Source organism: Empedobacter sp. GD03739 (genome assembly GCF_029843245.1).
Lineage (GTDB): Bacteria > Bacteroidota > Bacteroidia > Flavobacteriales > Weeksellaceae > Empedobacter > Empedobacter falsenii_B.
Genome location: NZ_JAOCHX010000002.1, coordinates 19,939 through 34,764 on the forward strand (window position 1 = coordinate 19,939; position 14,826 = coordinate 34,764).

10 protein-coding genes are annotated in these 14,826 nt (G+C 35.0%); 4 read left to right on the forward strand and 6 right to left on the reverse strand.

Going from position 1 to position 14,826, the window contains the following annotated elements; translation table 11 throughout:
• Positions 1 to 2 precede the first annotated feature (2 nt).
• Entirely contained in the window at positions 3 to 779 is a 777-nt protein-coding gene (dapF, locus tag N5E64_RS00965) for a diaminopimelate epimerase (protein WP_280035299.1), read from the reverse strand.
• Between the two features lie 163 nt (positions 780 to 942).
• On the opposite strand from dapF, the gene N5E64_RS00970 reads away from it, so the two are divergent.
• The 3 genes from N5E64_RS00970 to N5E64_RS00980 all read left to right on the forward strand — a co-directional run bounded on the left by N5E64_RS00970 (position 943) and on the right by N5E64_RS00980 (position 3,571).
• Positions 943 to 2,457 (forward strand): Do family serine endopeptidase, encoded by a 1,515-nt coding sequence (locus tag N5E64_RS00970; protein WP_125349428.1) that lies wholly within the window; start codon positions 943 to 945, stop codon positions 2,455 to 2,457.
• A gap of 144 nt (positions 2,458 to 2,601) precedes the next feature.
• A complete protein-coding gene (locus tag N5E64_RS00975; protein ID WP_219033756.1) occupies positions 2,602 to 3,021 on the forward strand; it encodes a hypothetical protein in 420 nt (139 codons plus the stop codon).
• Positions 3,022 to 3,088: 67 nt separating this feature from the next.
• Positions 3,089 to 3,571 (forward strand): hypothetical protein, encoded by a 483-nt coding sequence (locus N5E64_RS00980; protein ID WP_219033757.1) that lies wholly within the window; start codon positions 3,089 to 3,091, stop codon positions 3,569 to 3,571.
• Here N5E64_RS00980 and N5E64_RS00985 read toward each other — a convergent pair.
• Positions 3,543 to 4,055 carry a hypothetical protein gene (locus N5E64_RS00985; RefSeq protein ID WP_219033758.1) on the reverse strand — a complete coding sequence of 171 codons (513 nt, stop codon included), beginning with the start codon at positions 4,053 to 4,055 and terminating at the stop codon, positions 3,543 to 3,545. The genes N5E64_RS00980 and N5E64_RS00985 overlap by 29 nt on opposite strands.
• Positions 4,056 to 4,155: 100 nt before the next feature.
• Here N5E64_RS00985 and N5E64_RS00990 point away from each other — a divergent pair, with 100 nt between their 5' ends.
• The gene (locus tag N5E64_RS00990; protein WP_114998862.1) at positions 4,156 to 4,731 is read left to right on the forward strand and encodes a DUF3575 domain-containing protein; all 576 of its coding nucleotides are present in this window, start codon (positions 4,156 to 4,158) and stop codon (positions 4,729 to 4,731) included.
• 38 nt (positions 4,732 to 4,769) lie between these two features.
• Here N5E64_RS00990 and N5E64_RS00995 read toward each other — a convergent pair whose 3' ends face one another.
• The 4 genes from N5E64_RS00995 to rpoB form a co-directional block, all read right to left on the reverse strand.
• On the reverse strand, positions 4,770 to 6,089 hold the full coding sequence (locus N5E64_RS00995) for a dihydrolipoamide acetyltransferase family protein (RefSeq protein WP_280035301.1): 1,320 nt from the start codon (positions 6,087 to 6,089) through the stop codon (positions 4,770 to 4,772).
• A 235-nt stretch (positions 6,090 to 6,324) separates the two neighbouring features.
• Positions 6,325 to 6,618 (reverse strand): DUF3467 domain-containing protein, encoded by a 294-nt coding sequence (locus tag N5E64_RS01000; protein WP_038331074.1) that lies wholly within the window; start codon positions 6,616 to 6,618, stop codon positions 6,325 to 6,327.
• Positions 6,618 to 10,895, reverse strand: coding sequence for a DNA-directed RNA polymerase subunit beta' (gene rpoC, locus N5E64_RS01005; protein ID WP_125349433.1), 4,278 nt, complete (start codon positions 10,893 to 10,895; stop codon positions 6,618 to 6,620). Before rpoC ends, N5E64_RS01000 begins: the two co-directional genes overlap by 1 nt.
• Positions 10,896 to 10,957: 62 nt before the next feature.
• Positions 10,958 to 14,800 (reverse strand): DNA-directed RNA polymerase subunit beta, encoded by a 3,843-nt coding sequence (gene rpoB, locus N5E64_RS01010; RefSeq protein ID WP_125349434.1) that lies wholly within the window; start codon positions 14,798 to 14,800, stop codon positions 10,958 to 10,960.
• Positions 14,801 to 14,826 lie beyond the last annotated feature (26 nt).

Below are 14,826 nucleotides of genomic sequence, written 5' to 3' on the forward strand. Positions count from 1 at the left end.
AATTAAATTTCAATTTCACCTTCAAAAACTTTTACTGCTGGTCCATTTAACCAAACATTGACAAAGTTATGATTATTTTCTTCAAAATTTACAGATAAATCTGCTCCCATTGCTTTTACTTTGATATCTTTTTTGTCTACCAAATTTTTAACATAAGCAGAAATCGCAGCAGCTGTAATTCCTGTTCCGCAAGCCAAGGTTTCGTCCTCAACTCCACGTTCATATGTACGTATCGTAAGACTTTTATCTGGCATTACTTCAACAAAATTTACATTAGAACCTTTCTCAAAATAGGGCGCTCCATTGCGAATCGCTTTTCCTTTTTTATAAACATTAACATCTTTTACATTTTCCACAAATTCTACGTGATGCGGCGAACCTGTGTTCATAAATAAATATTTGTCGTGATCTTCTACTTCATTTACATCAATCATCTGTAAACGAATAACTTCTTGATCTACGATACCATGATGCAAACCATCAATCGCATTAAATGTCATTTTGTCATTAGCCACATCCAAATCATTTGCAAATCGAATAATACAACGTCCTCCGTTTCCGCACATTGTACTTTCGTTTCCATCCGAATTGAAATACACCATTCTGAAGTCTGAATTTTCATCATTTTGTAACAAAATCAAACCATCAGCTCCTATCCCAAAATTACGATCACATAGCCTATTAATCAATTCTGTAGAGATTGGAAACGTTTTTTCTCGATCATCAATCATGACAAAATCATTCCCAGCTCCTTGGTATTTATAAAATTTTAATTTCAACTTCTTAAATTTTAAACAAAGTAAAGACATTTTTGTCACTCTTAACTAATGTTATAAAAGATTTATAATATAGTGTTAACATGCGTTAAACGGTTTGAAATGTTAAAATTTTGGTCTTAAATTTGATTTAATCTAAAAACATTAAAAACTTATATAATTAAAGATGAAAAAATATACAGGATACTTATTAGTTGGATTAGTGAGCTCTATGACAACTATGGGAGGTTTTTATTTGATGAACGAAAATGGAAGTAATCCATTTATTACAAATGCAAGTAATCAGAAAAATGGAGACTTTGAATTTGTAGATTATAAAGGAAATTACAATTACGATGCGCCAAACTTTGTGCAAGCATCTAATAAAGCTGTACATACAGTTGTGAGTATCAAAAATTATTCGAATCAAAGACAGCAACAACAACAGCAATTCTTTGATCCTTTTGATTTCTTTTTCGGGCAACCAGAACAACAACAAAGAGGAAGACAACAGCAACCAGATCAAGATCAACCATCTGGAATGGGTTCTGGTGTAATTATTTCACAAGATGGTTACATTGTTACAAATAATCACGTGATACAAGGTGCTTCTAAAATTGAAGTGACTTTGAATAATCAAAAAAGTTATATTGCCGAATTAGTTGGTACTGATCCAAGTACAGATATTGCCTTATTGAAAATTAGCGAAAAAGGTTTACCATTCACAAAATTTGTCGATTCTGATGCGATTAATGTTGGAGATTGGGTGTTAGCAGTTGGTAATCCATTTGGATTGACATCTACTGTTACAGCAGGTATTGTTTCGGCAAAAGGTCGTAGCATTAATATTTTAGGTAAAAATTCTGAATCACCAATCGAGTCGTTTATTCAAACCGATGCAGCGATTAATCCAGGAAACTCTGGTGGTGCTTTGGTGAATGCAAACGGAGATTTAATTGGTATCAATACAGCTATTTCTTCGCCAACAGGAGCTTATTCTGGTTACGGATTTGCTGTTCCTGCAAACTTGGTAAAAAAAGTTGTTGAGGATATTAAATCGTACGGAATTGTACAACGTGGATATTTAGGTATCAAAGGTTTTGATTTATCGAATGAAGATGCTGTAAAACAATATAACAAACAGTTCAAAAAGAACATTAAAACCGATAATGGAGTAATGGTAACTGAATTGGTTGCTAAAGGATCTGCAATTGATTCTGGAATCGAAGAAGGAGACATCATTACAGCTGTAGATGGAAAACCAATTACATCTTTCTCGTCGTTATCATTCATCGTAGGTAGCAAACGTCCTGGTGACAATGTTGCACTTACTGTAAGACGTGGAAACTCTGAGAAAACATACAACATCACATTGAAAGATGCTAAAGGAAGCACTAAAGTGAGAAGCAAATCTGACTTAACGCCAACTGAAGTTCTTGGTGCAGAATTTGAGCCATTAACAGAACGTCAAAAAGATAGTTTCGGAATTAATTATGGTGTCATGGTAAAACATCTAGATAATGCAGGAAAATTAGCGGCAGCAGGTGTTCAAGAAGAATTTATCATCTTATCAATCAATGATAAAAATGTAAGTTCACAAGACGATATCGAAAAAATCTTAAAAAATTATAAAGGTCGCGTGTCAATTAAATTTGCAGATTATTACGGACGAATCTATACAAAAGGATTCACGATGGATTAAAATTTTGAGTCGATTTTAAATTTTAATAAATCATTATAAATAGCTACAACAAGATAAGTTGTAGCTATTTATCTTTACATTAAAATTGTTTAACGAAAAACTATCCCATGTTTATTAAAAATAATTATTCTTTCACTCTTTCTTTTGTTTAGTTCTTTTTCTTATCCAAAAGAAGTTCTATGGGGACCAACCTTAAGCAACTCTAATCAATCTGGAAACTTTGGTAAAGCAGGTTTATTTTTTCTTTTCGGCTTAGGTGATAATATGGTTGATTTTAAATTATACGCAAATGCTAATATGGGATATATGCGAGATAATTTTCACGTAATTCCTGAAGTTGGCATTACAGGATATGTTGCCGCGAGCCAGTTGATGTATATTTTTCCATTTGTAGAAAGTGAATTTACACCTTATACAATTACTCCAAAAGCTGGTATTTCATTAGCTTCTTTTGTAGATTTTGGTTTTGGATATGGTTTTAAGATTAATGAAAAAGATAGTTTTAAACCTATCAAAGGTTTTCAATTTTCAATTGGAGTAAATATACCTTTCAATTTGAAATAAAAAATCATTAATGATGATGAAAATTTATTTTTTGGGAGAAAGCTAAATAATTCATTAATTTTATCACATGAAAAAGTTCATCGCAATCTTTGTTTTTATCATTAGTTTTCAAGCGAAAGCACAACAAAATTTAACCGATTATTTTACAATTAATCTTGGTTATGAATATTGGAACGGAAATTACGGAAAAGTTGGAACAGATTTGTTCTTAGTACAAGATAATAACAATATTTTGACGTTTAGCGCCAATGCTAATTTGGGTTATATGAAAGACAAATTTCGTGTAATTCCAGAAGTTGGAGCTGGATATATGTTCAATTTTCGCAACAATACTGGTGATCCATATAGCTCTAACTTTAACTCCGCTTTTTATGTTATCCGTACTGAAGTTTCTCCGTGGACAATTACTCCAAAAGCTGGTATCGCAGTTTTGAGCATTGTAGAGTTAAATGCTGGTTATTCTTTCGAGTTTAGAGAAAATAAAGATTTTAAAGATATGAGCGGTTTCCGAGCAGGATTAACTATTCACTTGCCGACTCAGCTTTTTTAGTTCTAATGCTTTTACGCAATTCTTTCAAACGAATATATAAATCTGAAGTCGAGGCATTTTCTTCAATCGCATTAAAAATAAAGACTCCTTTATCAGTATAAAAGAAGATAATCGCTTCGTGATCGGCAACTTTAAAAGCATTTGTAATCCCATTTATCTTGTTCTCAACCCAAGATAATTTACATGTTTTTAGATCAAAAATATGATCTTCATTACCCAAAATATCTTTGAAGATTAATTGTTCTCCTTGCGCATACAACACACCACTTCCTTGAAAAGATTTCATTTTAAGAAATCTTCCTTGCGGACGACCAATATTGTAACGCACAACAGCTTTTAGGTCTACCTGATCTGGTAAACTTTTCAGCGTATGTTGTTCATTTTTCTCTCTGACTTTCGCATCAGATACCGCAATAACAAAGAATATCGAAACAAAAATTCCGAAAATCAAAAATATTATTAGGATTGATATGATTGGTGCCATAATGTACTTAAATGTTAAGTAAAGTTATAAAAAAGCTTGAATTAACATATAAATAAACTGCTTTTTTTACCTTAGCCTAGTAAACTGATAAAAATTACGAATGAATAAATTAATTTGGTTGTTATTTCCCGCCACAATCTTTGCTCAAAAAAGAGAAACACAAATAAAAGTTAATGCGTTAACAATGCCACTTGCAATGGTAAATCTTGGTGTTGAACATGCAATCACAGATAGGATAACTTTACAAGCTGACGGTTTTATCTCTCCATGGAAATCATTTGCAGGTAATCATTTACAAATGTATATGGTTTTTGGTGAAGGTAGATATTACTTTGATAAATCTTTTAGTAAATTTTATATAGGTCCAAACATTGGAGTTGGTTTCTTTGATATTCAAAAATGGAATTATTGGAACACTGATAAATATCAACGTGGAGTAGCAATCTTAACAGGAGCTACAATAGGTTATCAAGTAAAAATTAACGAAAATTGGGGATTAGATGTTTTTGTTGGTGGAGGACACTCTCAAGGAAATTACAAAGGATATTATAAAGAAGATTCTCCTAATTTCGGACGATATGATTCTGCGCAATCATTTAATAAAAGTGGGGAGTGGCTGCTTTACAAAGGCGGTGTAATGCTTACTTATAAATTTAAACGAAAAAAATCCAACTAAAATTAGTTGGATTTTTTATATCTAGTATTATTTTACTCTTACACAGGCGTATTCATATCGAAAGCCTCAAGATATTCGGCAACACGTTTTACAAACATACCTCCTAAAGCGCCATCCACAACACGGTGATCGTAAGCATGAGATAAGTACATTTTGTGACGAATTGCAATCATATCTCCTTGTGGAGTTTCGATAACCGCAGGTTTTTTCACAATTGCACCAACAGCCAAAATAGCGACTTGTGGTTGAGGAATAATTGGCGTTCCTAATGTATTTCCGAAAGAACCAATATTTGTAATTGTATACGTTCCTCCTTGAATTTCTGCTGGTTTCAACTTATTGTTACGAGAACGATTTGCTAAATCATTTACTTGAGAAGCTAACCCCGCTAAATTAAATTGATCTGCATTTTTTATAACAGGTACAATTAAATTTCCACTTGGTAAGGCTGCTGCCATTCCAATATTGATATTTTTCTTTTTGATGATTTTATCTCCATCAACCGAAACATTAATCATTGGGAAATCTTGAATTGCTTTTGCTACAGCTTCGATAAAAATTGGCATAAACGTAATTTTCTCACCATGTTTCTTCTGAAACTCATTTTTATTTTTATCTCTCCACAACACAATATTCGTCATATCAACTTCTACGAAAGACGTTACGTGAGGAGCAATTTGTTTTGCTTGTAGCATATTTTGCGCAATAATTTTACGCATTCTATCCATTTCGATAATTTCATCTCCTTCACCAACAGAAATTGGCGCAGATTGCACTTGCGGTGCTTGAGGTTGAGCAACTGGTGCAGCAACAGAAGTCGTAACAACTGTTTTCGCTGGTTGATTTCCTCTATTTTTAACGAAATCCAAAATATCATCTTTCGTTACACGTCCGTCTTTTCCAGAACCTGAAATTTGATCTAACTCAGCCTGAGAAACACCTTCTTCTTTCGCAATAGATTTTACTAAAGGAGAATAAAATTTATCATCAGACGAAGTAATAACCGTTTCAGTTTTGATTGTTGCAACTTCAGCCTCTATAGATTTTGCAGCATCAGCAATTTCCTGATCGCTATTTGTATCTACTTCTTCTGCCGAATCAGCTTGTTCTACAACTCCATCAACAGACAAAATTGCGATAGGCTCACCTACTTTTGCAATTCCATCTACCGGAACTAAGATTTCTTTTAAAACTCCCGCCACTGGCGAAGGAACATCAGAATCTACTTTATCAGTTGCGATTTCTACAACCGATTCATCTTCACTAATCGAATCACCAATATTCTTGATCCAATTTGTTACAGTAGCTTCCATTACACCTTCTCCCATAGAAGGTAGAATTAATTTATAGTCAGACATTCTTGTGTTATTTGCTAAATACAAATCTAAACATTTTTTCGATTCAAAAAAATACTGTTAAAAAGATTAATGCTTTTTATTTTTAAATTATTCGCATTAATATCATAAATAATTATCAATTTAATAATTGATCTAACTTTTATAAGATTATTTTTAATGATTTGATAGTTTTGATTACATAAAAAAATCCCCCAATCTAAGATTGAGGGACTTTTTGAAATATTAAGAATGATTCTTAAGCTTCGTAAGTTGCAGTACCGTTGTTTACTTGAGGTTCTTTGATTTCACCAAAGCTTTTCTCAAAGTTAGTTACGTTTTCTGCTAACGATTGAGATAATTGTTTTGCTTGTAATGGAGACAAAATAATTCTTGATTTTACTGATGGTCTAGCACCTGGTAAAAATTGAACGAAATCTACAACGAACTCAGATGGTGAGTGGTTGATGATTGCTCCTGTAGCATAAACACCTTGAGCTACTAATTCGTTTAACTCAATGTTTAATCCTTCGTTTTGTTGATTTTCTGACATTATAATTCTTGTTTTGCGTTTATTAATTCCTCGTATTCACGGTTAGATCCTACGATGATGTTTTGATACTCTTTTAATCCAGTTCCGGCAGGAATTAAGTGTCCAACAATAACGTTTTCTTTTAATCCTACTAAACCGTCTACTTTACCAGCTACAGCTGCTTCGTTAAGAACTTTTGTAGTTTCCTGGAACGATGCCGCAGACATGAAAGATTTAGTTTGTAAAGATGCTCTTGTAATACCTTGTAAAACGGCTTCTGCTGTTGCAGGTAAAGCCTCACGAGCTGTCACTAAGTTTTTGTCTTCACGTTTTAATTTAGAGTTTTCGTCACGTAATTCGCGAACTGTGATGATTTGTCCTGGACTTAATGTGTCAGAATCACCAGCATCTTCTACGACTTTCATTCCAAATAAACGATCGTTTTCTTGCATGAAATCGTCTTTGTGCTCTAAACTATCTTCTAAGAATCTTGAATCTCCTGAGTCTACAATACGAACTTTACGTAACATTTGACGTACGATAATTTCGAAGTGTTTGTCATCAATTTTTACCCCTTGTAAACGGTATACATCTTGAATCTCGTTTACTAAGTATTCTTGAACCGCTGTTGGCCCTAAGATTCTTAAAATATCTTCTGGTGTAATTGCTCCATCTGATAAAGGCTCACCTGCACGTACGAAGTCATTTTCTTGAACTAAGATTTGTGCTGATAATTTAACTAAGTAACGACGGATTTCACCATTTTTAGATTCAACGATGATTTCGCGGTTACCACGTTTTATTTTACCGAAAGATACAACTCCATCCATTTCACAAACAACTGATGGATTAGATGGATTACGAGCCTCTAACAACTCTGTAATACGAGGTAAACCTCCTGTAATATCGCCAGATTTAGCTGACTTACGAGGAATCTTAACTAAGATTTTACCTGCATTAATTTTTTCTCCATCATTTACCATTAAGTGTGCACCTACTGGTAAGTTGTATGTTTTTTCTTCACCATCAATCGTGATAACTCTTAACGCTGGAACTAATTTTTTATTACGTGATTCAGAAATAACTTTTTCTTGGAATCCTGTTTGCTCATCGATTTCAATTTGGAAAGTTACCCCTTGCTCTAATTGTTCGTACTCGATTTTACCAGTAGATTCCGCGATGATTACCCCGTTATAAGGGTCCCAACTTGCAATCTCTTGACCTTTTTGAACTTTAGCTCCGTTTTTAACAGATAAGATAGTACCATAAGCGATGTTAGTTTGTTGACGAACGTTTCCTAAATCGTCAATTACTTTCATCTCTGTAGAACGAGAAACAACTGTATCTACTTTGTTACCTGCATCATCTGTCGATTCAACAGTACGTAAGTCATCAAACTCAACTGTACCATCAACTTTAGCATTAATTGTATTTTGCTCAGAAACGTTACCCGCAGTACCCCCAACATGGAAAGTACGTAATGTTAACTGTGTACCAGGCTCACCAATAGATTGTGCAGCAACTACACCAACTGATTCACCTTTCTGAACACCTTTACCTGTAGCTAAGTTACGTCCGTAACATTTAGCACAAATTCCAGTTTTCGCTTCACATGTTAATGGAGAACGAACTTCTACATTTTCAATACCAGCTGCTTCTAAAGCATCACCAATATCTTCTGTAATAATGTTACCAGCAGAAATGATTAATTCACCATTATCTGGGTTGTAAATATCATTTAATGAAGTACGACCTAATACACGAGAAGATAAACTTTCGATGATTTCCTCTTTTTTCTTAAGTGCAGATACTTCTAAACCTCTTAATGTACCACAATCTTCGTGCATTACGATAACGTCTTGTGCAACGTCAACTAAACGACGAGTCAAGTATCCAGCATCGGCAGTTTTTAAGGCAGTATCGGCAAGACCTTTACGCGCACCGTGCGAAGAAATAAAGTACTCTAAGATAGACAGACCTTCACGGAAGTTAGAGATAATTGGGTTTTCGATGATATCCCCACCAGTAGAACCAGCTTTTTGAGGTTTAGCCATCAATCCACGCATACCTGATAACTGACGAATTTGCTCTTTAGATCCACGCGCTCCAGAATCAAGCATCATGAATACAGAGTTAAATCCTTGTTGATCTTCTGTCATACGTTTCATTACAATTTCAGTTAAAGTTGCGTTTGTTGTTGTCCAAACATCAATAACTTGGTTGTAACGTTCGTTATTTGTAATAAGACCCATATTATAGTTCATCTTAATGTTCTCAACTTGGTTGATCGCACCTGAGATAAGGTCTTTCTTTTGTTCTGGGATTAAGATATCTCCTAATGAGAATGATAAACCACCCTCGAAGGCATTACGGTATCCTAATTGTTTCATATCATCCAAGAAAGCAGCCGTTGTAGGGAAATCTGTAATCTTGATGATTTTATTAATAATTGTACGTAACGATTTTTTCGTTAATACTTCATTAATATAACCTACTTGTTTCGGAACGATTTGGTTAAATAACACACGTCCTACTGAAGTTTCGATTAATTGATTTTCTACTAACTCCTCTCCTACACGAATTGTTCCTTTTACACGAATTGGCGCGTTTAAGTCAACAGCTCCTTCGTTGTATGCAATTTGAACTTCTTCATCTGAATAGAAAGTTAATCCTTCACCTTTTACTGTAAATTGGTGGTCTGTACGACGAATTTTCGTCATGTAGTAAAGACCTAAAACCATATCCTGAGAAGGTACAGTAATTGGAGATCCATTTGCAGGATTCAAAATATTTTGAGAAGCCAACATTAATAATTGTGCTTCTAAAACAGCTTCTGGTCCTAATGGTAAGTGAACAGCCATCTGGTCACCATCGAAATCGGCATTGAAGGCAGTACACACTAATGGGTGTAAACGAATTGCTTTACCTTCGATTAATTTCGGTTGGAATGCTTGGATACCTAAACGGTGTAACGTAGGGGCACGGTTTAATAAAACTGGATGACCTTTGATTACATTTTCTAAAATATCCCAAACAACTGGCTCTTTTCTATCGATAATTTTCTTAGCCGATTTAACTGTTTTTACAATTCCACGCTCGATTAATTTACGAACTACGAATGGTTTGTATAATTCAGCTGCCATATCTTTTGGTAAACCACATTCGTGTAATTTAAGTGTTGGTCCAACAACAATTACAGAACGAGCAGAATAATCTACACGTTTACCTAATAAGTTTTGACGGAAACGACCTTGTTTACCTTTTAATGAATCAGATAATGATTTTAACGGACGGTTACCATCAGCTTTTACAGCAGATGCTTTACGCGTGTTATCAAATAATGAATCAACCGCTTCTTGTAACATACGTTTTTCATTACGTAAGATTACTTCTGGCGCTTTGATTTCCATTAATCGTTTCAAACGATTGTTACGGATAATTACACGACGATATAAATCATTTAAATCTGATGTTGCAAAACGACCACCATCTAATGGAACTAACGGACGTAATTCTGGTGGAATAACCGGAATAACGCGCATTACCATCCATTCTGGACGGTTTACGTGGTGCATATTTGACTCACGTAACGACTCAACAACTTGTAAACGTTTTAACGCTTCTGTACGACGTTGTTTAGAAGTTTCGTTGTGTGCTTTGTGTCTTAATTCGTAAGATAACTCATCTAAATTGATACGAGATAATAGGTCTTCTAATGCTTCAGCACCCATTTTCGCAACGAATTTATTAGGATCTGTATCTTCTAGATATTGATTCTCGATTGGAAGAGTTTCTAAGATATCTAAATACTCTTCTTCTGATAAGAAATCTAATCTATTTAATTCTTCACCTTCTGGTCCTTTTGCGATACCTGGTTGAATCACTACATATCTTTCATAGTAAATTACCATGTCTAATTTCTTAGATGGTAATCCTAAGATGTAACCAATTTTGTTTGGTAATGAACGGAAATACCAAATATGTGCAATTGGCACAACAAGATTGATGTGTCCAATACGCTCACGACGAACTTTCTTTTCAGTAACTTCAACCCCACAACGGTCACAAACGATACCTTTATAACGGATTCTTTTATATTTTCCGCAGGCACATTCGTAATCTTTTACAGGTCCAAAGATACGCTCACAGAATAACCCGTCACGCTCTGGTTTGTGCGTTCTATAGTTAATCGTTTCAGGTTTTAAAACTTCACCTTTAGATTCTTGAAGAATCGATTCTGGAGAAGCTAACCCGATACGGATTTTTGAGAATTGACTTGTTTTATTTTTTGTTGACATATAGAAATGTATCTAACAATTATATTATTATAACGAAAAAGGTAGAATAATAGGTTGCCCTATTATTCTTCCAAGTTTATGTCTAATCCAAGACCTTGTAATTCATGTAACAATACGTTAAATGATTCTGGAATACCAGGTTCTGGCATTGGCTCTCCTTTTACGATTGCTTCGTAAGTTTTCGCACGTCCAATTACGTCATCCGACTTAACTGTTAAGATTTCGCGTAAGATATTAGATGCACCGAATGCTTCTAATGCCCAAACCTCCATCTCTCCGAAACGTTGTCCACCGAATTGTGCTTTACCTCCTAATGGTTGTTGAGTAATTAATGAGTATGGTCCGATAGAACGCGCGTGCATTTTGTCGTCAACCATGTGTCCTAATTTCAACATGTAAATCACCCCTACAGTAGCTTTTTGATCAAAACGTTCTCCAGTATTACCGTCATATAAATATGTTGTACCGTGTTTTGGAATACCTGCTTCTTCTGTGATGCGATCGATATCAGCGATTTCAGCACCATCGAAGATAGGTGTAGCAAATTTTTGACCCATTTTAAGTCCAGCCCATCCTAATACCGTTTCATAAATCTGACCGATATTCATACGAGATGGTACCCCAAGTGGATTAAGTACGATATTTACTGGCGTTCCGTCTTCTAAGAAAGGCATATCTTCGTCGCGAACGATACGTGCAACAATACCTTTGTTACCGTGACGTCCTGCCATTTTATCCCCTACTCTTAGTTTACGTTTTTTCGCAATGTAGATTTTTGCTAATTTAACGATACCTGCAGGTAACTCGTCTCCAACAGAGATTGTAAATCTTTCGCGGTTAAGTGCTCCTTGTAAATCATTGTACTTAATTTTGTAATTATGTAACAATTCTTTTACTAATTCGTTCTTATCCTCGTCTGTTGTCCAAAGAGATTCTGCTCCAGTTAAATTTAAGAAATCTTCAACATTAGATAAGATTTTTTGTGTGTATTTTACACCTTTCTTGATTACTTCTTCATTCAAGTCGTTGTAAATACCTTGAGAAGTTTTTCCGTTTAATAAAACGTATAATTTCTCTAATAAAATCTCTCTTAATTCGTTGAATTTAACGTCGTACTCAGCTTCTACACTATCAATAATAGCTTTGTCTTGAGAACGTTTACGTTTATCCTTAATACTACGTGAGAATAATTTTTTGTCGATAACAACACCACGTAATGATGGAGAGGCTTTAAGAGAAGCATCTTTTACATCACCTGCTTTGTCACCAAAGATCGCACGTAATAATTTTTCTTCTGGAGTTGGATCAGATTCTCCTTTTGGAGTAATCTTACCAATCAAGATATCACCAGGTTTTACTTCTGCTCCAATACGGATCATACCGTTTTCGTCTAAGTCTTTTGTAGCCTCTTCTGAAACGTTAGGAATGTCTGAAGTTAATTCTTCCATACCTAATTTTGTATCACGTACATCTAATGAATACTCATCGATGTGGATAGATGTAAACCAGTCTTCGCGAACAGCTTTTTCAGAGATTACAATAGCATCCTCGAAGTTGTACCCCTGCCAAGGCATAAAGGCAACAACCATGTTACGACCAATTGCTAATTCTCCTCCTTCTGTTGCATAACCTTCAGATAAAACTTGTCCTTTCTCTACACGATCACCAACTTTTACAATTGGTTTCAACGTAATTGTAGTTCCTTGATTCGTCTTTCTGAATTTTGTTAAATTATATGTTTTCTCAGCAGTATCGAAGCTTACTAATTCTTCGTCTTCTGAACGATCATATTTAATTGTTATAATGTCAGCATCAACATAAGTTACTGTACCTTCACGTTCTGCATTTACTAAGATTCTTGAATCTTTTGCAACTTGTTTTTCTAATCCAGTACCTACAATTGGTGCTTGAGGTTTTAATAATGGAACTGCCTGACGCATCATGTTCGATCCCATTAACGCACGGTTGGCGTCATCATGCTCCAAGAAAGGAATTAATGATGCTGAGATAGAAGCAATCTGGTTAGGTGCAACGTCGATTAAATCAACTTCTGCTGGCGTTACAACAGGGAAATCCCCATCTTCACGAGCAGTTACACGTTCAGTAGCAATAGTACCATCGTCTGTCATGTCGATATTGGCTTGAGCAATTACTTTTGATTCCTCCTCTTCCGCAGTTAAATAGATTGGTGCTGATTCGACGTCCACTTTTCCATCTTCTACTTTTCTGTACGGTGTTTCGATGAACCCTAAGTTATTAACTTTAGCGAATACACATAATGACGAAATCAAACCAATGTTTGGTCCCTCAGGAGTTTCAATTGGACATAAACGTCCGTAATGAGTGTGGTGTACGTCACGTACCTCGAATCCCGCTCTTTCTCTTGATAAACCTCCAGGTCCTAATGCTGATAAACGACGTTTGTGTGTAATCTCTGATAATGGATTTGTTTGGTCCATGAACTGAGATAACTGGTTCGTTCCGAAGAATGAGTTGATAACAGATGATAATGTTTTAGCATTAATCAAATCGATTGGTGTAAACACCTCGTTGTCACGAACATTCATTCTTTCGCGAATAGTTCTAGCCATACGAGCTAAACCTACTCCGAATTGGCTTGCCATTTGCTCACCTACCGTTCTTACACGACGGTTAGATAAGTGGTCAATATCATCCACCTCTGCTTTAGAGTTGATTAATTCGATTAAATATTTAATAATCGAAATGATATCTTCACGAGTCAATACTTGTACATCCTCGCTAATGCTTAAGCCTAATTTTTTATTTAATCTGTAACGACCTACTTCGCCTAATGAATAACGTTGATCAGAGAAGAATAATTTGTCAATAATTCCTCTTGCTGTTTCCTCATCTGGTGGCTCAGCGTTACGTAATTGTCTATAGATATACTCTACTGCCTCTTTTTCAGTATTAGTAGGGTCTTTTTGTAAAGTATTATGGATAATTCCATAATCAGCAGAATTGATATCTTCTTTGTGTAATAAGATTGTCTTAACACCAGAATCTACGATTTGATCGATGTGATCTTTCTCTAAGATTGTTTCACGGTCTAAGATAATTTCATTACGCTCGATAGATACAACTTCTCCTGTATCTTCATCTACGAAATCCTCGTGCCATGTATTTAATACACGTGCAGCAAGTTTACGACCTACAACTTTCTTTAAATTAGCTTTATTAACTTTTACTTCTTCTGCTAAGTCGAAAATTTCTAAGATATCTTTATCTCTTTCGTATCCGATAGCACGTAATAAGGTAGTTAATGGTAACTTTTTCTTACGATCGATGTAAGCGTACATTACGCTGTTGATGTCTGTTGCGAACTCAATCCAAGATCCTTTGAAAGGAATGATACGAGATGAGTACAATTTTGTACCATTCGCGTGGAAAGATTGTCCGAAGAATACCCCAGGAGAACGGTGTAATTGAGATACAATAACACGCTCTGCACCATTAATAATGAATGATCCTGAAGGAGACATGTAAGGAATTGTTCCTAAGTATACGTCTTGCACTACAGTTTCGAAATCTTCGTGTTCTTCGTCCGTACAGTATAATTTAAGACGAGCTTTCAATGGTACGCTGTACGTTAATCCTCTTTCGATACACTCATCAATTGTGTAACGTGGTGGATCTACGAAATAATCTAAGAATTCTAAAACAAACTGATTGCGAGTATCCGTAATTGGAAAATTCTCAGCAAATGTTCGGTAAAGACCTTCATTTTTTCGTTGGTCAGGTCTTGTTTCCAACTGGAAAAAATCTTCAAACGATTTGATCTGAATGTCAAGGAAATCTGGGAACTGAGCGACTGCTTTTGCAGAAGAGAAGTTCAATCTTTCTTTTTTCTCAGTCGAGTTGCTTAATGTTGCTTTAGTGGCCAATTTCGAATGAATTTTGGTTTATATAA

Bases quoted from the DNA above. Each gene is read 5' to 3' on its own strand.
- N5E64_RS00970 (WP_125349428.1), top strand. From the start codon at position 943: ATGAAAAAATATACAGGATACTTATTAGTTGGATTAGTGAGCTCTATG.
- N5E64_RS00980 (WP_219033757.1), top strand. From the start codon at position 3,089: ATGAAAAAGTTCATCGCAATCTTTGTTTTTATCATTAGTTTTCAAGCG.
- N5E64_RS00985 (WP_219033758.1), bottom strand. From the start codon at position 4,055: ATGGCACCAATCATATCAATCCTAATAATATTTTTGATTTTCGGAATT.
- N5E64_RS00990 (WP_114998862.1), top strand. From the start codon at position 4,156: ATGAATAAATTAATTTGGTTGTTATTTCCCGCCACAATCTTTGCTCAA.
- N5E64_RS00995 (WP_280035301.1), bottom strand. From the start codon at position 6,089: ATGTCTGACTATAAATTAATTCTACCTTCTATGGGAGAAGGTGTAATG.
- N5E64_RS01000 (WP_038331074.1), bottom strand. From the start codon at position 6,618: ATGTCAGAAAATCAACAAAACGAAGGATTAAACATTGAGTTAAACGAA.
- rpoC (WP_125349433.1), bottom strand. From the start codon at position 10,895: ATGTCAACAAAAAATAAAACAAGTCAATTCTCAAAAATCCGTATCGGG.